Consider the following 19636-nt stretch of genomic DNA (forward strand, 5'->3'; position numbering starts at 1 on the left):
TCGTTATTCCTGGATGTAGGCGGCCAAGTCGTCGGCATAGACGGACATGACGTTGCCCAACTGTTCGCTGGGGCGGATCATGTTCTCTTTGCCGGCCAGATGTACGATGCCGGCGGCCGGCTGGTTCTGGTCGTCGATCTCCGCATGGACGCCGAACGGGATGTGGAGCAACCCTTGGCACTGCGCCCAGTGGATCATGTCATCCAGCGCATGGGAGCCCTCGTTGGTCGAATGGGGGCAGCTGGTGAAGCAGGCGAAGAACTTGCCGTTCAGCTCCCTGCTCTCCGAAAGCGGGAAGGTTTCGTCCAGGAATGCCTTCATCTCCGCCGTCACGTTCCCGAAGCGGGTCGGGGAGCCAAGGATGATCATGTCGCTCTTCAGAAGGAGCTCGATGGTCGCCACCGGCAATGCGAGAATATCTTCGTAGAATTCGTTGGTGGTATCCTGTTTTTCCGCCCAGATGTGGAGATCCGGGTCCTCGACGCGGTACAACCGGGCGTCGACGTTGCGCTCACGCATCAGGTCCCTGAGGTAGGAACCGAGAATGTAACAATTTCCGGTAACGCTGTGGATGATGATGGAACATCGCTTCATGGCATCCCTCCCGAAGGATTCGTTTCTTTCAGTATACTCTTGAAATGGGGGAAAGGCAAAACCAAAAACGGTTCAGCACCAGGCGTTGTACAGCCCGTCGTGCCGGTCCACGTACACCTTGGTGCCGTACAGATCGGAAAGCCGTTCTGCGGTGAGCATCTCCGTTTTGGAACCATCGGCGACGATGCGGCCGTGGCGCATCAACACCACCCGGTCGATCTCCGGGATGATCTCGGACAGTTCATGGGTGACGAGGATCAACGTCCGGCCTTCCTGGGCGAACGTGCGGATGATCTCCCGATAGTGGGCGCGGGCGGGAAAATCCAGGGCGCCGGCCGCTTCGTCCAGCAGCAGAACGGAGGGATCATGGACGCAGGCGCGGGCCAACAGGACCCGGCGCGCCTCTCCGCTGGAAAGACGGTTCATCTGCTTGTCCTTCAGTTCCAGACTGCCGGTTCTCCGCATCGCTTCCAGCGCTTTTTGTTGCTCTTCTTCGGTGACATGATGGTGAAAATCCAGCCCTATGGAGCTGAAGAACCCGGAGACGACGATATCGAACGCGCTGTCGGTGGAGTTGCACATCCACTGCAACGCCTGGGAGACGATGCCAAGGCGCTTGCGCAGTTCACTGACCTGCCAGTGGTCGTTTCCAAACAGGATCCGTTTTCCCAGGGGATTGTACAGCGGGTGGATCTCTTCGCTGATCACCTGGACCAGCGTGCTTTTTCCGGCTCCGTTCGGCCCGATGACGGCGACCCGTTCCCCTTCGTGAACGGAAAAAGAGACGTCATCAAGGATAGGTACGCCCTCGCGGCGTACCGTCGCGTGCTCGATGCGGATGACCTCACTCACGCCAGCGCTTCCGCCTCGTCAGGGAATTTCGCCAGGACTTTGTTCTGGATGGTGCTGATCGTGACCAAGGTGAGAGCGACGGCCAGATCGGTCTGCCCGTTTTCCAACGCTTCCAGCAGATAGATGCAGTTCTTCGTCTGCTTCTCAATCTCCGCAGGGGTGAACGAAACCTGTTTGATGGCGTTGATCACCAGCGGCATCATGTTCTCGTAGATGGCCAGGAGGATCTGGTTGTTGTTGGCTTTGACCAACGTAAAGAAGTATTTCCGTTCTTCGGAAAGCGTCTGCAGCGGATTGTCCGAATGTTTTTCCATCCGTGCGACACAATCCCTCAGTTCCGCCGTCACCATCTTCCGGTTCTCGCACCGGGAAAACTCACGGGCGGCGCTGGTGATGACGCTGGTGCACACCTGCATCAGGTTCTTCATCATCTTGCGGTTGAAGGTGTACTGGGTGAGAAGACTGGCGGAGAGGGAACCGACGAACTGGTCAAGGTTGTTGGAACAAACCTGGGCTTTTCTTCCTTGGTTGATCTGGATCAACCCTTTGGCTTCCAGAAGCTTCAGCGCCTCTCGGATGGGACGGGAGGATGTCTGGAACTGGTTGGCCAATTCTTGTTGGGAAGGGAGGAAAGATCCCCGTGGCAGTTTGCCTTCAAGGATCAGCTTTTCCAACGTTTTTGCGATCTTCGCGGTTTTCGTTTCATTTGCCAGTTCCATATGCACCTTCTATTCTGTCATAAGTAATAGGTTTCCAACTGAATGTATCATACCTACATTTCATAAGTTATGCAAGACCTTGAATTTTATCAAGATAAATGATGTCATCAGTGAGAAGTATGAATGAGGAATTTGACACTTCAGAAGAACATTTGACAATCCAGAACGTCAGAAGTCCAGTTTTTCCACCTTGTCCTTGATGTTGGTCAAGTTGACCAGCGTGAGCGCTACGGCAAGATCGGTCTGTCCGTTCTCCTCCGCCTCAACCAGGTAGTTGTATTCGTTGACCTTCTTCTTCTGTTCGGCGAACGTTTCCGCTGTACGGTCGATGACGTTGTACAGCTGGGGCGCCAGGTTCTCGTAGATGGAGTTGAGGATCACATTGTCGTTGGAGCGGATCAACGTGGTGTGGAACTCGAAGTCCAGTTGCTTGAACTGCTTCAGCGCTTCGGGATCCTTGCCGTTCTCCAGCTGGGGAAGAAGCTGCTCCATCTTGGACGCGCAGCGGGCGAGGGAACGGACGACCAGCATGCGGTTCGGCTCCCGGGACAGCTCCCTGGCTGCGGAGACCTCGATGGTGGTGCGCACCTGAAGCAGGTCGCTGATCAACTTCTTGTCCGGGGCCTGTTTGCTGATCATCGACATGGACAGGGACTCGACGAACTGGTCGAGGCTGTTGCTCTTGACGATTGCTTTCTTTCCCTGGCTGACTTGGATCAACCCTTTGGCTTCCAGATTCTTGAACGCTTCCCGCACGGAACGGCTGGAGGCGGAGAACTGCAACGCCAGTTCGTGCTGGCTGGGAAGCGCTTCTCCCGCCTTGTACTTCTTGGCGAGGATCATCTCCTCCAGTTTGTTGGCGATTGCGGTGGATTTTGTCTCTGTGGTCAAAGGTGTGATCATACGTTGCCTCTTTTTGCTTCTACTTCAGGGTAATCCTACCACGGAACCGATGGTTTGTGCAGTCTCCCTGTAGGAGAAAATGTACGAAGTTTTCTGCATTTTTCTGCGGGATTTGCGGTTTACGGCAAAAACATTGGCAGAAGGGGTATTTTCTGGTAAAAAGTTCGGAACAAGTGGAAAGTGTCATAAGATAAAGAATCATAACTTATTTATGGAATGGGAAATAGAAACAATAAAAACAAAACAAATTCGTGTCTTTTGGTAAAATGCCAATTCCATTGACATATGTTTGGGAGTACAGTATATTCGAGACAGCCAGCCGGATTGGCGTTGGTGTGGAGGCGGAACGACGATATGAAGAAAGGGCTTTGCATCATCATGATCCTTCTCGTCGTCTTGGCGTCTCCGCTCTTCGCGGACAAGACGTTCACCACCGACGTGAACATGTCCGTCAGCGGCTATCTGCTCCATGGGTTCCTGGATCCTTCATCTGACACGCTCCGGGATACCACGGCGGTGGACAACGCGCTGGGCAAGGATGGCGTGGATCTGTACTATACCATCCGGACCAACCAACCGGCGGGGATGCTGGTCTATGCGGAGATCACGCCGTTCCAACGGCAGACGGATGAAGCGTCCGGGCAGGTCACCATCGCCATTGCGTCGGTGACCGTCAACGGCAAGGAAATCGCGCCAACCTCCGCTTCGGAAATCGGTGCGGAAGGGCAGAGTTCCGTGGTGACGAACGGGACGTTGGTCACCGCGACGAAAAGCGTCTACCCGTTGATCGACTTCGACAGCGTGTACGGTACCACGGAATACACCTATGTGATCCATATTACCGCCGACCAGCAACAGGTTGCGGAAGCGCCTCCGGGGCAATACCTGTCTTCCGTGACGATGTCCCTTACCTATAAGGATTAAGTATGAGAAAAACGCTCTCTGTATGGATCCTGCTTCTCTGTGGCGCGGCAGTGTTTGCCGCCAAGGTGTCGCTTCCCAGCGCGGTGACGGCGACGTTGTCCGGTGATATCCTGGAAAGTGACATTACCGTCTCCGTATATGATGAGAATGGATCCCTGCAACAGGGGAACGTGGTGGATATCGAGTTTACCTTTCCCCAGACGGACGGTCCCTGGGAAGTGAAGCATACCGTTTCCTTCGGCTATTCCAGCAATCTGGACGAGGCGAAGCAGGGCATGTTGAGTTTTGATCTTTCGCCGCTTCGTAAGGACGCCGACCATGTGGTGGATACCTCCATTACGTTGGCCTCCGCCAATCCTGACGTCCGGATCTCCCATGGAAACACCTTCGTCATCGACTTCAAGAAGGGCAACCAGGAGGATGTGATGGTCGGTTCCCTTACCATCACGGCGAAGAAAGACGCGGACACCCAGCTGGAAGCCGGTGAGTATACCGGTTCCATCACGGTGAACATGTCGACATCAAACTGAAGCGAAGTTTGCGCATTTTGTTGCAACCTACCTCGTTTTTCTCGCGAAAACGCAAAAATACTATTTGACAAATCCAAGAACCATGCGACAATAACATCTGTCGTTGTTTTTTCTTGTATAGACGATTTTGCCAGCGTCTATCGGTAGGAGGTTGCCGCTATCCGTTCCGGGTAGCGGTATTTTTATGTCTCGGCGTGGGCGTCAAGCGAATCCAGGAACTGCTGGCGGAAGACGAATTGGTCCAACGCAACGGCCACCGGCCCAAGAATCCCCGCCCGTTCCCCCAACTTGGAGCATTCCAGGCTGGTGCCGGAGAGCCGGTGGGGCAGAAGGCGCTGGAGTTCCGAGGTGAGGAAGGTGATGGTCGCTTCTCCCAGTCCGGCAAGCCCCCCGCCCAGGATGACGTGGTCCACTCCGGTGGACGCGACGGCATCGACCAGCACGGAGGCAAGCGCCGTGCATGCCGAACGGATGGCGGCGTCAAACCCTTGGGGCGGATCTGAAGCAAGTTGCTTGACCGTCTTTCCTCCGAACGCCTCACTGAGCGCCCATCCGCTGGCGACCGTCTCCAGGCATCCGATCCCTCCGCACCGGCACAGACCCCGGTCCGTTACCTTGATGTGGCCGATCTGCGTCGTGCCGCTGATCACCTCGGCGCCATAGACCACGCTGCTGGTGATGTGCTCCCCCCAATTGACGTACAGGAAGCGGTCGGGGGTGGGGGACGCGAACCAACGCTCGGCGGCCACCATCGCCGCGGTGTTGTTCACCACGATGGCGGGAACCTTCAGGTTGTGGGTGAACGCGTCGGCAAGCGGCATGTTTTTCCAGTTCCAATCGTACTGCTCGGCGAGGGTCCTCCCATCCGGACTGACCACCCCGCCGACGCTGACCGCCACGCCGGCAATTTGGTCGGTCACTCCCTTGGTCATGCGAAGAAGCGACTTCAGCACCTGGACGAGCAGTTCTTCCGGTTTTGGGGAGATGGAGACGGGAAAGCGTTCGAACCGAAGCGTGTTCCCCGTCAGGTCGGATATGGCCATGGAGCAGTTCCTGCTGCCCATGTCCACCGCGACGACCAGCCGTCCCGTCTTGTTCAGCGAGAGCGGGGTGGGCCTGCGACCGGTGGCCGTCTCCGCCTTTTCCTTCTCCACCAGAAGGCCTTCGTCGACCAACGCCTGGACGATTTCGCCACAGGAAGGCTTGTTCAGGCCGAGGGCCTTGGAGATGTCGGTGCGACTGATCAGGTCGTTCGTCCTGACCAGGTTCAGCACACGGAGTCGGTTGATCATCCGGATGGCATGGGGCTGCGAGAAATTCATGGATACCAGCATACCTTGCGGCTTGGGTTTTGTGAACCTCTTTGGAAGTTGTCGTTTCCCCGTTTTGTGAGTATGTTATCGTAACGTAGCAGTGGAGGTTTGTTGAGCTATGGCTGAAAAAAAATTCAAGACCGAGGTGGCGGATCTGCTCCACCTGATCATTCATTCGTTGTATTCCAACAAGGAAATTTTCCTCAGGGAATTGATTTCCAACGCGTCGGACGCGCTGGACAAGCTGAAGTACCTGACATTGACCGATGAGAAACTCAAGTCCCTTTCCTTTGAGCCGAGGATTGATATTTCGTTCACCACCGAAGGACCAGAAGACGCTGACGATCAGCGACAACGGCATCGGCATGAACGAAGAGGATCTGAACGCCAACCTGGGGACCATCGCTTCCTCCGGCACCCGGAAGTTCCTGGCTTCCTTGACCGATGAGCAGAAGAAGGATTCCAACCTGATCGGGCAGTTCGGCGTCGGCTTCTATTCGGCGTTCATGGTCGCCAGCAAAGTCGAGGTGATCTCCCGCAAAGCCGGAGAGGAGGAAGCGTACAAGTGGTCTTCCTCCGGGGAAGGGACATACAATGTGGAGAAGGCTACCAGGGACAGCCAAGGTTCCACCATCATCCTGTACCTGAACGAGGATGGCAGCGAGTACGCCAACCAGTGGGAACTGAAGAACCTGGTGAAGAAGTACAGCGACAACATCGCCTTCCCGATCTTCCTGGCCTATGACGATGTCACCTACGACGACAAGCAGAAGGACGAGAAAGGCAATCCCAAACAGACCAAGCAGCACAAGGTCGAGCAGATCAACAGCTGCACGGCGCTGTGGAAGCGGAACAAGAGCGAGCTGAAGCCGGAGGATTACAACAACTTCTACAAGACGACGTTCCATGAGAGTGACGATCCCCTGTTCTACCTGCACACCAAGGCGGAAGGGACGCTGGAGTACACCACGTTGTTCTACGTACCCGCCAAGGCTCCGTTCGATCTGTACTACGCCGACTACAAGCCCGGCGTGAAGCTGTACGTGAAGCGGGTGTTCATCACCGACGACGACAAAGAGCTGATGCCCACCTACCTCCGCTTCCTCCGGGGGGTCATCGACAGCGAGGATCTGCCGTTGAACGTCTCCCGTGAGATCCTGCAGCAGAACAAGATCATGGCATCGATCCGCAGCGCTTCGGTGAAGAAAGTGCTGGGAGAATTCAAGCGGATCTCCGAACAGGACCCCGCGCTGTACACCAAGTTCATCGAGCAGTACAACCGCCCGTTGAAGGAAGGGCTGTACGGGGATTGGGAGAACCGGGACGACCTGCTGGAGCTGGTGCGGTTCAAGTCTTCCCTGAAGGATGGCTATGTCAGCCTGAAGGAGTACAAGGACCGGATGCCGGCCGACCAGAAGAGCGTCTACTACATCACCGGCGGCAAGGAAGAGACGCTGAAGCACAGCCCGTTGATCGAGGCGTACACCAAGAAAGGCTACGAAGTGCTGGTGATGAGCGAGGAGATCGACGAATTCGTCGTCGGCACCATCGGTACGTACAAGGAGCTTCCGCTGAAGGCGATCAACAAGAGCGGCAGCATGGACGATCTGAAGAGTGACGCCGAGAAGAAGGAAAAGACCGACGCGTCCAAGGATCTGATCGGAACCATCAAGAAGAGCCTGGGAGACCGGGTCAAGGACGTGGTGGTCAGCACCCGTCTGACCGATTCGCCCGCCATCATCGTGGTGGACGAGAACGAGCCGACGGTACAGATGCAGCAGATCCTGAAGAGCATGGGCCAGCCGTACGAGGAAGCCAAGCCGATCCTCGAGGTCAACGTGGATGATCCGATGGTGAAGAAGATCGCCGCGGAGAAGGACCAGAAGGTGGTGGACGATTACTGTTCCGTCCTGCTGGACCAGGCGCTCCTCACCGAAGGGGTGATGCCCAAGGATCCGGTGGGATTCACCAAGAAACTGCATGCACTTTTGTCCAAATAACCGTTTGATTGTACTATCCAAAAGCAGGGGTGATTCGCCCTTGCTTTTTTTATGCTCCGATGGTACGTTTTTCCCCATAAGGAAGGATGGTATGTTGTTGTTTGATGGAGAAACGCCACAACCCTCATTTTTTCAATTGTTGATGGATAATCTGGAAGGATGGGCCACGAAAGGATGGACTGCTTTTTTTGTGACACTCATTGGAGGTGCCGCCGGTGTTGTTGTTGTGCGGTTGCTCATCACATGGCTTTTGTACGTACTGAAGAAGGTGTTTGCCCGGAGCAAAGGTGTGAATGACTTGATGGCGCGGTTCATCTGCCAGATGATCAGCATTCTGGGATGGATTTTTTTGGTCGTCTGGTTCTTCAACCACATGGGCATCAACATGCGTCCTGTTCTTGCCGGTTTAGGAATCACCGGTGTCGTCCTTGGATTGGCGTTCCAGGAGACATTGGGGAATCTCCTTTCCGGGGTGATGATCATCATTAACGCGCCATTCAAGATTGGTGACTACATCGACAGTGGTTCTTTCAGCGGGACGGTCACCGACATGGATCTGATTTGCGTGACGCTTGTCACACCTGACAACCGGGACATCACTATCTCAAACAAGTTGGTCTGGGGAAGCCCGATCGTCAACTACTCCTCCATGGACAAACGTCGTGTCGACATGACGATCTCCATAGCCTACGGTTCGGATATTCCACGGGTCAAGGAGTTGATCCGGCAAAAACTGGCTACCTATCCTGAAGTGCTTCCCAATCCCGCTCCGACGATCGAGGTCGCCGAACTGGGGGATAGCGAGATGAATCTGGTGGTTCGTCCATGGACCAAGCCGGCGGATGTCTGGACGATCAAATGGCGGTTCCAGGGTGAATGGTACGATTATCTGACCAAAGCGGGAATTGACATTCCGTACAATCAGCTTGACGTACACGTCATCAACGACAAGGGCTGATCACTTCTTGTCCAGTCCGACCAGGTATATCTCGAACGAATCTTCCCGGCACGCTTCTGGCTTGAACGGTTTGACTTTGGCAAACCGCTGCCGCATCGTCCGGATGATCTCCACCTGGCCGCCGCCTGGAAGATCTTCAGCACCAGATTGCCGTGCGGTCTGAGCTGCTCTTCAGAGAGCAGCACCACCTGCTCGGCGAGCCATTCGCTGCGGGAGGTATCCACCGAGCGGTTGCCGGTGGTCATCGGCGCCGCGTCGCTGATGATGGCGTCATACGGCCCCAGTTCCACCAGTTTCGCGCGGATCTCTTTGGAGAAGGCATCCCCGACAAACGCCGTGACGATCGGTGGGATGGGGGAGATGGACAGCGGGTTCAGATCGACGCTGACCATGGAGCCTTCCCCTTTCAGGAGTTCCCTGCAGACGTACAGCGTCCAGGATCCCGGGGCCGCCCCCACATCCAGCACCTTGTCTCCCTTTTTGATCAACCGGAAGTTCTTCTGGATCTCCTCCAGTTTGTAGACGCTTCGGGCTGGGTATCCTTCCTTGTGGGCCCGTTGCGTGTAGCTGTCCGCCTTGTCTCTTCTGCTGTTGATGTTCGGCATGGAACGCTCCCTAGTAGACGACCGGTCTGCCGGTACGGGAGGATGCGTAGATGCCGTCGATCACCTTGACCGCTTCCATTCCATCGTAGCCGGTGACCTTCGGCTTCCGCCCTTCCCGGATGGCGTCGGAGAAATCTGCGATCTGCTGGCCGAGGAAGTAGTACGAACCGGGGTGGGCCGCAAACAGCTTGGCATCCTCTTCCTTCCATACGGGAAGCATCGATTCCTCGCCCGGGATCGTCCACAGGTCGTTGAACGGCGCGTCTCCCGAGGACGGGGTGGCGGTCGCCGCCCCTCCGTCGGTCTGCACGCCAATGGCCGCCCCGTTGTCCCCGAACAGGTGGACGGTATTGTACAGTCCGGGATTCTGGGAGTTGGACAGCATCAGGCTGGCCGTGGCGCCGCTTTGGAACTTCACCGTGGCGACGGTGGTGTCCTCCACCTCGATGTACGGGTGGTTGATGTTGGTGCAGCAGCCATACACCTCCTTGACCGGTCCGAGAAACCAGCAGAGCAGGTCGATCTGATGGGCCGACTGGTTGATGGTGATGCCACCACCTTCGGTGGCCCATTTGCCTCTCCATGGGGCGGAGGCGTAGTACTTGGCGTCCCTCCACTCAAGGACCATCACCTGGCCGAGCATCACCTTCCCGATCTTCCCCTGATCGATTGCCGCTCGCATCCGCTGCGTTGAGGGGAACCAGCGCCTCTGGCTGATGACACCGATCTGCAGATGGCGTTTCTCCGCCATCTTCAGCTCTTTCGCGCATTCCGCCGGCGTGATGGCCATGGGCTTCTCACTCAATACGTTGACACCGGCCTCCAGCGCCTCCTGCGACAGCAGGGAATGGGTGGCGTGCGGCGTGGCGATGATCACCGCCTGGAGCTGTTCTTCCGCCACCATCGTCCTGATGTCGTCGTATCCGTGGATTTGCCATTGGGAACAGAATGTCCGCGTGCCTTCGGGATGATGCCCGTAGGCGGCAACCAGTCTGCTGCCGGGAATATGCTGAAGCGCCTCTGCGTGGGATGCCGCGATGGCACCGGTACCGATCAAGCCATATCGTAGTTCGTTCATGGCCCCAGTATACGGAAAACCGGGGTGAAATGGTAGGGTTGTTCCGGTTGAGTGACCATGGTACAGTGACGGCATGCAAACTCCGAAATTGATCTGTACCGACGTGGATGGCACGTTGGTCACCAAGGACTTCATCCTCCCCGAGACGAACCGGTTGTGGATCCAGCGGGTCGTCCGGGAAAAACAGATACCTTTGGCCATCGTCTCCGGCCGCTTCCGGGCGAGCGCCCGGCCGGTGGCGGAACAACTGGGCGTACCGGTTGACCTGTGCTGTTTCAACGGCGCGTACGTCCAATCGGGGGATGAGGTGCTGTACGACAAACCCATCCCCGTTGAGCTGGTGCATCGGATGCTCCCGGTCATCCGCAAGGAACAGATCGTCATCCAGCTGTTCGGGTTGGATGACTGGTACACCGAGGAAAACGATGGCTTTTGGTATGACAAGCAGGTGGTCATGTCCGGGAAGGAAGGAACCATAGGAAACCTGGATGATATTCTGGATCGGTGCGAACGGGAGGGAACGCCGATCTACAAGCTGACGCCCCGCAGCCTGGACACCCAAAAGGTCGGGCGCGTCATCGCGTCCCTCAAGGAGCGGATGGGGGACGACCTGGACGTGTTCCTCTCTTCCCCGTACATCATCGAGACGGCTCCCAAGGGAATGGACAAGGCGAACGTCATCCCGATCCTTGCCACCCATTACGCCATTTCCCCCCAAGAGGTCATGGCCTTCGGGGATTACGACAATGATCTTGGTATGCTGAAGGCTTCCGGTTTTCCCGTGGCGATGGGAAACGCCCGGCCCGCATTGAAGGAGGTGGCCAGGCTGGTCACCGACGATGTCGCTCAAGGCGGCGTGGGGAACGCCATTCACAAGATATTCTTTGGGGAGTGAGCAAAAAAGAGGCGCTGGCAGCTTGTTACATTGTGGGGTGGGGAGAGACGCTGCCAGCGCCAGAAAATCACATTCTAAAGGAGGTTAGATTGAAAAAAACAGAATTCTTTGCTCTACCTCCTATCAAGCAACTTCCGTGCCAACTTAAAAAACAGGGGAAATCCCAGAGAAAACGGCGCGTTTTCTGAAAATCCTCGTTTTCAAGGTGTGCAAAAACGTAACAGTTTGCACGATTTGCACACTGCATGGAGACAAAAGAAAGGCGCCGTCCGACGGGGCGGCACCTTTGCATGAAAAAGGAGGTTGTTGTATGAAAAAACGTTGTATTGTCCTGACACCATCTATCATGCAATCGCCGTGCCAACTTTTTCGCTGAATTTTCACGAATTTGGGGCCGTCAGGTGTGCATCTCTGGCAATCTGTGCACTTTTTTCACAATCGATCAATTCGGTTGACCAATTGTCCGGAATCCCTACCTTGATGGCATGAACTGGAGCCCCCAACGCAGGACCGTCCGGATGCGGACGTTGCCGTATGATTCCTGGAACGTCACCTGGAAACTTGTCCTGGTGAACGTCATCGTGTTTCTGATGACCTCCGTGTCGCCCAATCTGGGCGTGCGGCTTGCCATGGTCCCGTCGTTTATTCTCCAGGGATGGGTTTGGGAATTCTTTACCTACATGTTCGTCCACAGTGGGGTGCAGCACATTTTCTGGAACATGTTCTCCCTGGTGATGTTCGGCATCCCGGTGGAGAACCAGCTGGGAAGCAGCGAGTTCCTGCTGGCATACCTGCTCACCGGAGTGTTCTCCGGGGTGGTGAGCTTTCTCTGTTATCTTGCCGCCGGCGTCAACGTGATGCTGGTCGGAGCCTCCGGCGCGATCTTCGGGGTCATGGTGCTGTTCGCCGTCTTCTATCCCCGCGCCCGGATCTTCATCTTTGGTTTGATCCCCATCAAGGCGCCGTTGATGATCATCATCTACACGGCCATCGAGCTGTACAGCCAGTTGTTCGGCGCCGGTGGAAACGTCGCCCACATCACCCACCTTGCCGGCGCGCTGGGCGCGTTCCTGTACTGTCTGGTCAGGTTACGGATCAATCCGGTGAAAGTGTTCCGGTATTACCTGCACAACGATTACTGAGGCTGGTACTTGGCGCGGAGCTCGGCGTACCGTTTCTTGATGACGTCGTAGATCAACACCAGCTTCTGGTCGTTGTGGATGAACGCGCTCTTCATGGCGTTCAGCGTGAGCTTTTCCAAGTCATCGAAATCCAGGCCGTAGTACCGCACGGCGATTTCCATCTCTTTGGTGATGGTCGTATCGCTCATCAGCGGGTTGTCGGCGCAGAGGAAACAGCGGAAGTTGTTGCGGAAGAAAATAGGGAACGGGTGGGCGGCGTAGCTTTCTGCCGCTCCGGTGCCCACGTTGCTGGTAAGGCACACCTCGATGGGGATCCGCCGGTCAAGAATGAAGTGGGAGAGGGTACCCATCTGGGCGATGCGGCTGCCATCCAGCACCATGTCTTCCGTCAGCCTGGTGCCGTGCCCGATGCGATGGGCGCCACACACCTGGATGGCCTGCCAGATGGATTCCACACCGAACGCCTCTCCGGCGTGGATGGTGATGTTGAAGTTCTGGTTGCGGATGTACTGGAACGCCTTCAGGTGTTTCTTGGGAGGATATCCCATCTCATCCCCTGCAAGGTCGAATCCCACCACACCCCGGTCACGGAACGCCACGGCCAGCTCGGCCACCTTCAAGGAAACGTCGGGATCCTGGTTGCGCATGGCGCAGAGGATCAGGCCGACCTTCATGCCGGTCTTCTTGCTGCCGGCCATCAGGCCATCCAGCACCGCCTGGACCACTTCTTCCGGAGCCAGGCCCTTGGTCAGGTGGAGCATCGGGGCGAAGCGGAGCTCGGCGTAGCAGACGTTCTGCGCCGCCAGGTCTTCCACCGCTTCGAATGCGACACGGTACAACGCTTCCCTGGTCTGCATCACCGCCGTGGTGACGGCGAACGCTTCCAGATACAGGTGGAGGTTCTTCTGTTTGCCACCCCGGACGAACCAATCATGCAGCTCCTTTGGGTCATCCGAAGGCAGGGCGATCTGTTCCTGTTTGGCCAGGTCGATGACCGTCTGGACCCTCAGGCCACCGTCCAGATGGTCGTGCAGTTCCACTTTGGGGATTTCGTTCAGGATCGCGTTCGTTACCATGCCTCGGAGTATAGCACACAACCGTGGTGATGCAAATGAGCAGGCTTGATCTCCATTTTTTCAGAATATCGGAAAAATCCAAATATATTGTGGAATACCTTTCCGGTATCTTTCTATGTATTTTTTGGCGCGTTGTTTCAAAAGCAACGTGAAAACAGTAAAAACAATCGGTATTTCTGCGGAATTCCGCAAAAATACCGGTTTTCTTAAAATCTCCAATTTTTATGCGAAACGCTATACTTTTTTTTAAATATCTGGAATACTTTGAATCGGTAAGTGTAATTCCTAACAGAATTAACAAGGAGAGACAACAAATGGCAAAGAGTGTTGAAAGTCTTAACAAAAAGCTTCTTGCTGCTGCTGTGTCGGCAACGAAAGCCTCTGAGATCAAAGTACTTCTCAAGGAAGGTGCAGATATTCACGCCCAGAACGAATGGGGAATGACTCCGATCATGCTGGCTGCCCAGTACAATCCCAGCGTCGCCGTGCTGAACGTCCTGCTTGCCGCTGGCGCGGACATCCAGGAAGCCGAGCCGAAGTATCGCTCCAACGCATTGCATCTGGCCGCCAACAAGAGCACCAATCCGAAGATCATTGATGCGCTGCTTGCCGCTGGCGCGGACCTGAACGCCCGCAACTACCTTGGGGAGACTCCGCTGATCATGGCGGTGAACTCCAATCCGGAGACCCGTGTGGTCACCGAGTTGATCAACAAAGGCGCCGACATCAATGCCCGTGACTACCAGGGCCATTCCGTTCTGGAGTATGCCAAGAGCCAGAAGCGGACGTACATCGTCAATGAATTGAAGAAGCTTGGCGCGAACTGAAGCTTTCCAACAAAAAAGGAACGGGGTGTCGGAAGGCACCCCGTTTTTATACCTTTGTCAAGCGATCTCTTTGATAAAATCTATTTTTTGGTTTCCTTTTCCCAAAAAAGACTGTTCCTTGACAGCTGGGGAAAACAGACCTAGTACCTTGTAACATCAAAAAGTTAGAACAGGGTATAGCCTTTTGAGCTTTACCCTGGCTTCCTCGGCAGTGAACTGCCAATTCACACCCTTCTGATTCGCATTCCTCTGTCGATACCAATGCGAGAGTTCATTTCGCAGTGTTTCAAGATTCGGAATTCTTCGATTCCCCAGACATTGACGACCAAGTGCCGATAGCTCAATCTCGGCAATATCCAATCAGGAACCATGTTTCGGTGTGTAGTGAATCTCCAATCGCTGCGCCAGCTCAAAGGCTCTCTTCGGAGGGAATGTATCATATAACGATGAGATAGAATGGGTATTGAGATTATCCATGACCAAGACAACCTTCTCAGCATCCGGATACTGATCATCCAGAAGCCATTCTATCTGTCTCGCCCAATCTGCTTTTGTTCTTCGTTCCTGAGCATCAGCATATCTCCATCCTGCTAAAGGTTCTGTGAACAGGAAAATGCAGGCGGTTCCATTTCGGATGTATTCGTTATCGTAATACTCTACCCCATGCTTCTTAAAGCGCTTTCGCAAATCAGCAAAGAATTGCACAGGCTTCTCATCCATACAGACCACTGGAAATTTCTCATCGTACGGACGAGCGTATACAGACAGGACATCTTCCATAGCCGCTACAAATGCAGCATTCTGTTTTGCAGGAATACACCAGCATTTCTTCAGGTGAGGCTTAAATTCGTTTTTTTTAACGTGCGATTGATTGTCATCGCAGATACAGACTCTATGAAGCCCAGTTCAACACATTTGTCAGCAAGTAGTCGTACTGTCCAGCGACTATACCCTTCAGGAGGATCCGTACAGGCAAGAGCGATGATATGAGCCTCTACATCACCGGTCACTTTCGCAGGCACAGGTGGCGTAGTGCGTTTTTTTCTCTCAATACAGGCCTCAAGACCATATGCGGCATATTCAGTGCGTACTTTTTGAACCGTAGTATTTGAAACATGAAAGGCAATTGATACTTCATCGACGGTCATAGGCTTCTTCCCGTTTCTGTCTGAGGCAAGGAGAATATTCGCTCTCATGATTGTACGAGCTGGAGAGGCCCCTTTTTTAACGATACCCTCCAGTTTTCTGCGATCTTTATCTGATAATTCAATCAAGTATTTTATCGACGGCATAGTGCACTTCCTCCTTATGATACCACATAACGAAGTATAGTTCACTGAGGCCGTTTATACAATATTTAGATGTTACAAACTACTAGCATGAGAATGAAAGGGGTATAATCGTCTGCATTTCATGACGTAGCAAGGAGGTATGGAGGTTTACGTGATGTGAAGGGTGGGCGGACTCCTTTCGGCAAAAGGAGGATTTGCATGATGAAAAGGGGACTTCGGGGTCTGGCTCTGGTCTTGACCCTGGTGTGTGTCGTGCCTGCGATGCTGTTCGCCACAGGCGCTCAGGAAACCGCTTCCGGAACGACGAAGGTTTCGTCGCTTCCGCGTTCGGAAACCCTGTATTTCAATGGATTGCAATGGGGAACGGCGGCAAGCCACAACCCGATCGGAGCATCCGGTGTGGATGCGTTCATAACCAACAACAACGCCATTCCACGTCTGGTGATCTATGAGACGCTGTTCGCCTACAACCAGATGGATGGAAAACTGTATGGTCTGCTGGGCAAGGATTATACGTGGAAGGATGACGGCAAAGTGCTGTCCGTCACATTGAAACCGGCCGCCCACTGGAACGATGGCGTGGCGCTGACCGCCGATGATGTCGTCTATACCTACAAACTCGGACAGAAGTACATGCTGAACATCAGTTCGGTGTGGTCTTATCTGGATGATGTGCGCAAGGTGGATGACTACACCGTTGAGTTCGTCGGCAGTTCGAAGAACTACAACCGGTTGATGATGGAGTACGCCATCAGCGCAATCTACATCATGCCGAAGCACATTTGGGAGAAACGTGAGGCGGAAGCCGGGAACGATGGCGCCAAGCTGATGCAGATCGTCAACGAGGACACGGTGGCTTCCGGTCCGTACAAGCTGTATTCTTCCGATGACACCAAAATCGTGCTGGTCCGTGACGACAACTATTGGGGCAAGGATCCCTCGATGTTCGGGAAGCTTCCTAAGCCGAAGTACCTGGCCCACAACATCTTCAAGGACAACGCCAGCGGAGACGCGGCTCTTCGCGCCAACCAGGTGGATATCTCCCAACAGTTCATCTCCCAGGTTTGGAAGATGTGGGAAGGCGGAGCTCCGGTCAAGACGTATCTCAGCGAACTGCCGTACTACGTGCCGGGCACCATTCCTTGGTTGATCATCAACGTCCACAAGAGCGGACTGGATGATCCGGTGGTGCGTCGCGCCATCGCCATGAGCATCGACTACAGCCTGATCGCCAAGAACGCAATGAGCGGTTATACGGCGAAGATGGTTCCGTCGTTGCTGCTGCCCACCGATGTGGAGCAGTCCTTGGTCGACACCAACGCCCTCAAGCCATACCAGTGGGGCGCCACGGTGGATGTGGCGGGAGCCAACAAGCTGTTGGATGACGCCGGTTGGAAGAAAGGCAGTGATGGCATCCGCGAGAAGAACGGCGTGAAGCTTTCCTTCAAGGTGGAGTGCCCCTCCGGCTGGAGTGACTGGCAGGCTTCATTGGAAGTCGTCTCCCAGAGCACCAAGGCCATCGGCATGGACATCCATACCTATTACCCGGAAGCCGGCGTGATGATCAACGACATGCAGACGGGCAACTTCGACCTGTGCATGTACAGCTATTCCGGCATCGGCATCTCCAGTCCGTGGGATCGTGCCCGTACGGCCATGTCCTCGGTGGATCTTCCCGCGATCGGACAGACGGCATACCACAACTACGGCCGGTACAGCAATCCGCAGGCGGACAAGCTGATCCAGCAGATCGCCAACGAGACGGATCCCGCCACGTTGAAGAAACTGTGGACCGACCTGAACCTGATCTATCTGAAGGACATCCCCTGCATCGGACTGATGTATCGTCCGAACGTGTTCTACACGGTCAACACTTCCGTGTGGGATGGATTCCCGATGAATGGTGACGGCACCAACGTTCCTCCGGCACTGTGCATGGATGGATATGGCATCTGGGGTCTGTACAACCTGCATGCGAAGAAATAACGCGTGGTAAGGTTCTCGTTCCTACGATCTTCCGCCTTCCTTGGGGAGGCGGAGGATCTTTGGTTTTGAAAAGTGTGGTGAAGATGCAGAACAGAAGGAAATACATGCTGCGGAAACTGGGGTGGTACGCCATCACCCTGGTGCTGGCCGTCATACTGAATTTCGTGCTTCCCCGGTTGATCAAGGGGAACCCCGTCGCGTCAATCGTCAATTCGCTGGCAAGAGGAATGGCGGACACCAACCAAATGAAACGGATGTACGAGACGTACATGACGCAGTTCGGTCTGGACCAGCCGTTGTGGAAACAGTTCTTCATCTACGTACGGAACCTGTTCCACGGCCAGATGGGCATCTCGTTCAGCCAGTATCCCCGTGATGTCTCCAACATCATCGGTTCGGCGTTCGGCTGGACGTTGCTGCTGCAGCTTCCCGCCATTCTGGTGGCGTGGATCATCGGCAACATCCTGGGCGTGCTGGCCGCCTACAAGCGGGGCGTGTTCGACAACATCGTCTTCACCGTGTTCTTGTTCCTCAACGCCATTCCCGCCTTCGGACTTTCCATCATTTTCGTCTGGATTTTCGCCAATACGCTGCACATCGCTCCGGCAAACCTGGCCTACCGGTTCGACCTGTTGATCGATTGGAGCAACCCGGAGTTCATCCGTTCGGTGTTTTCCCACTACCAGTTGCCGTTCTGGTCGATGGTGCTGGTCGCCGTCGGCGGCCAGTCACTGGGCATGCGGGAGATGTCCATCTACGAGCTGAACGCCGATTACGTGAAGTTCAGCCGGCTCCTTGGCATCAGCGACCGGAAGATCATCCGGTACGTGTTCCACAACGCCATGCTGCCGCAGATCACCGGTCTTGCCCTTTCCCTGGGCACGATGATGGGCGGTTCCTTGATCGCCGAGATCGTCTTCAGCTATCCGGGAATCGGAACGGTACTGTACTCTGCCATCCGCAACCAGGATTATCCGTTGATCTCCGGCTGCACGTTGGTCATCACCCTGATGGTGTTGGTGGCCAACTTCGTCGTCGACATCCTGTATGGGTTCGTGGACCCGAGGATCAAGCTCGCCCAGCAGGAGGGTCAGTGAAATGAGAAACGCAAATGCCGTGCGGACGGCGTTCCATTCGGGCAAGTTCCTGGTGGGGTTCGTCATCTTTGTTTCGTTGCTCCTGGCCATCATCATCTTTCCGATGGTCAACCATACCGACCCCCTGTCCATGACCGGCGGGATGTTTGAGTCCCCCAGCGCCGAATTCCCGTTGGGGACGGACAACTTCGGGCGTGACGTGCTGGTGGAGCTGGTCTCCGGGGCGCGCACCTCCCTGTTGATCGGCTTCCTTGCCGGCGTCATCGCCACCATCATCGGTCTGGTGGTGGGACTCTTCGCCGGCTACGTCGGGGGGGGTGCTGGACAATATTCTGGATTCGCTTACCAACATCTTCATCGTCATCCCGTCGTTCGTCATTCTGATTCTGATCTCCGTCAGCGTCAGTTCCCGCACCCCGATGACCACGGCGCTGGTCATCGGCATCACCAGCTGGCCGTGGACGGCAAGAGCCGTACGGGCCCAGACGACGTCGCTGAGGACGCGGGACCACGTCAACCTGTCCAAGCTTTCCGGGCACAGTACGGTGATGATCATCCTGCAGGACATCCTGCCGTACGTGGCATCCTACGTGATGATGGCCTTCATCCTGCAGATCGCTTCGGGTATTCTCTCCGAGGCGTCGCTGTCCATGCTGGGGTTGGGGCCGCAGAACGTGGCGTCCCTGGGGCTGATGATGAACTGGGCGGTAAGCTTCAACGCGTTGTCCACCGGAGCGTGGTGGGCGTTTCTGCCCCCGGTGCTGACCATCGCGTTGATCACGTTTTCGCTGAATCTGATGAACTCCGGGCTTGACCAGGTGTTCAACCCCCAGTTGAGGAGCTAG

General features: G+C 55.2%; 18 protein-coding genes and 2 pseudogenes. 10 read left to right on the forward strand and 10 right to left on the reverse strand.

Annotation, left to right across the window (positions count from 1 at the left end; all coding sequences use genetic code 11):
- Window positions 1-3 precede the first annotated feature (3 nt).
- The 4 genes from LKE28_03515 to LKE28_03530 all read right to left on the reverse strand — a co-directional run bounded on the left by LKE28_03515 (window position 4) and on the right by LKE28_03530 (window position 3068).
- Entirely contained in the window at window positions 4-594 is a 591-nt protein-coding gene (locus LKE28_03515) for a flavodoxin family protein (GenBank protein ID MCH3907322.1), read from the reverse strand.
- A gap of 72 nt (window positions 595-666) precedes the next feature.
- The gene (locus LKE28_03520) at window positions 667-1446 is read right to left on the reverse strand and encodes an ATP-binding cassette domain-containing protein (protein MCH3907323.1); all 780 of its coding nucleotides are present in this window, start codon (window positions 1444-1446) and stop codon (window positions 667-669) included.
- Window positions 1443-2165: a GntR family transcriptional regulator gene (locus tag LKE28_03525; protein ID MCH3907324.1), complete on the reverse strand. Its 723-nt coding sequence runs from the start codon at window positions 2163-2165 to the stop codon at window positions 1443-1445. Before LKE28_03525 ends, LKE28_03520 begins: the two co-directional genes overlap by 4 nt.
- A 168-nt stretch (window positions 2166-2333) precedes the next feature.
- Window positions 2334-3068, reverse strand: a complete 735-nt coding sequence (locus LKE28_03530) for a GntR family transcriptional regulator (protein ID MCH3907325.1) — start codon at window positions 3066-3068, stop codon at window positions 2334-2336.
- 354 nt (window positions 3069-3422) lie between these two features.
- On the opposite strand from LKE28_03530, the gene LKE28_03535 reads away from it, so the two are divergent.
- Window positions 3423-3992: a hypothetical protein gene (locus tag LKE28_03535; GenBank protein MCH3907326.1), complete on the forward strand. Its 570-nt coding sequence runs from the start codon at window positions 3423-3425 to the stop codon at window positions 3990-3992.
- A 2-nt stretch (window positions 3993-3994) separates the two neighbouring features.
- Window positions 3995-4522 (forward strand): hypothetical protein, encoded by a 528-nt coding sequence (locus LKE28_03540; protein MCH3907327.1) that lies wholly within the window; start codon window positions 3995-3997, stop codon window positions 4520-4522.
- Between the two features lie 182 nt (window positions 4523-4704).
- Here the strand turns inward: LKE28_03540 and LKE28_03545 are convergent, their stop codons facing one another.
- Window positions 4705-5844: an ROK family transcriptional regulator gene (locus LKE28_03545; GenBank protein ID MCH3907328.1), complete on the reverse strand. Its 1140-nt coding sequence runs from the start codon at window positions 5842-5844 to the stop codon at window positions 4705-4707.
- Window positions 5845-5953: 109 nt separating this feature from the next.
- Between LKE28_03545 and htpG the strand changes: the two are divergent.
- Together htpG and LKE28_03555 are read left to right on the forward strand one after the other, a co-directional pair.
- A pseudogene (gene htpG, locus LKE28_03550) lies at window positions 5954-7835 on the forward strand (molecular chaperone HtpG).
- A 190-nt stretch (window positions 7836-8025) separates the two neighbouring features.
- Window positions 8026-8793, forward strand: coding sequence for a mechanosensitive ion channel family protein (locus LKE28_03555; protein MCH3907329.1), 768 nt, complete (start codon window positions 8026-8028; stop codon window positions 8791-8793).
- Here LKE28_03555 and LKE28_03560 read toward each other — a convergent pair.
- A pseudogene (locus tag LKE28_03560) lies at window positions 8794-9398 on the reverse strand (RlmE family RNA methyltransferase).
- A gap of 10 nt (window positions 9399-9408) precedes the next feature.
- Complete coding sequence (locus LKE28_03565) at window positions 9409-10476, reverse strand: Gfo/Idh/MocA family oxidoreductase (GenBank protein ID MCH3907330.1); 1068 nt, start codon at window positions 10474-10476, stop codon at window positions 9409-9411.
- Window positions 10477-10549: 73 nt separating this feature from the next.
- Between LKE28_03565 and LKE28_03570 the strand changes: the two genes are divergently transcribed.
- Window positions 10550-11371, forward strand: coding sequence for an HAD family hydrolase (locus tag LKE28_03570; protein MCH3907331.1), 822 nt, complete (start codon window positions 10550-10552; stop codon window positions 11369-11371).
- 485 nt (window positions 11372-11856) lie between these two features.
- The gene (locus LKE28_03575) at window positions 11857-12513 is read left to right on the forward strand and encodes a rhomboid family intramembrane serine protease (GenBank protein ID MCH3907332.1); all 657 of its coding nucleotides are present in this window, start codon (window positions 11857-11859) and stop codon (window positions 12511-12513) included.
- Here LKE28_03575 and LKE28_03580 read toward each other — a convergent pair.
- Window positions 12507-13589: an adenosine deaminase gene (locus LKE28_03580; GenBank protein ID MCH3907333.1), complete on the reverse strand. Its 1083-nt coding sequence runs from the start codon at window positions 13587-13589 to the stop codon at window positions 12507-12509. The two genes, LKE28_03575 and LKE28_03580, sit on opposite strands and share 7 nt — an antisense overlap.
- A 362-nt stretch (window positions 13590-13951) precedes the next feature.
- On the opposite strand from LKE28_03580, the gene LKE28_03585 reads away from it, so the two are divergent.
- The gene (locus tag LKE28_03585) at window positions 13952-14416 is read left to right on the forward strand and encodes an ankyrin repeat domain-containing protein (protein ID MCH3907334.1); all 465 of its coding nucleotides are present in this window, start codon (window positions 13952-13954) and stop codon (window positions 14414-14416) included.
- A 360-nt stretch (window positions 14417-14776) separates the two neighbouring features.
- On the opposite strand, the gene LKE28_03590 is transcribed toward LKE28_03585, so the two are convergent.
- Both LKE28_03590 and LKE28_03595 read right to left on the reverse strand, forming a co-directional pair.
- Window positions 14777-15196, reverse strand: coding sequence for a transposase (locus LKE28_03590; GenBank protein ID MCH3907335.1), 420 nt, complete (start codon window positions 15194-15196; stop codon window positions 14777-14779).
- A 50-nt stretch (window positions 15197-15246) separates the two neighbouring features.
- A complete protein-coding gene (locus LKE28_03595) occupies window positions 15247-15708 on the reverse strand; it encodes a helix-turn-helix domain-containing protein (protein MCH3907336.1) in 462 nt (153 codons plus the stop codon).
- A gap of 198 nt (window positions 15709-15906) precedes the next feature.
- On the opposite strand from LKE28_03595, the gene LKE28_03600 reads away from it, so the two are divergent.
- The 3 genes from LKE28_03600 to LKE28_03610 all read left to right on the forward strand — a co-directional run bounded on the left by LKE28_03600 (window position 15907) and on the right by LKE28_03610 (window position 19636).
- Window positions 15907-17694 carry an ABC transporter substrate-binding protein gene (locus LKE28_03600; protein ID MCH3907337.1) on the forward strand — a complete coding sequence of 596 codons (1788 nt, stop codon included), beginning with the start codon at window positions 15907-15909 and terminating at the stop codon, window positions 17692-17694.
- 104 nt (window positions 17695-17798) lie between these two features.
- Window positions 17799-18791 (forward strand): ABC transporter permease, encoded by a 993-nt coding sequence (locus LKE28_03605; GenBank protein ID MCH3907338.1) that lies wholly within the window; start codon window positions 17799-17801, stop codon window positions 18789-18791.
- A gap of 317 nt (window positions 18792-19108) precedes the next feature.
- A complete protein-coding gene (locus LKE28_03610) occupies window positions 19109-19636 on the forward strand; it encodes an ABC transporter permease (protein MCH3907339.1) in 528 nt (175 codons plus the stop codon).

This window comes from Sphaerochaeta sp. (genome assembly GCA_022482495.1).
GTDB lineage: Bacteria > Spirochaetota > Spirochaetia > Sphaerochaetales > Sphaerochaetaceae > RUG023.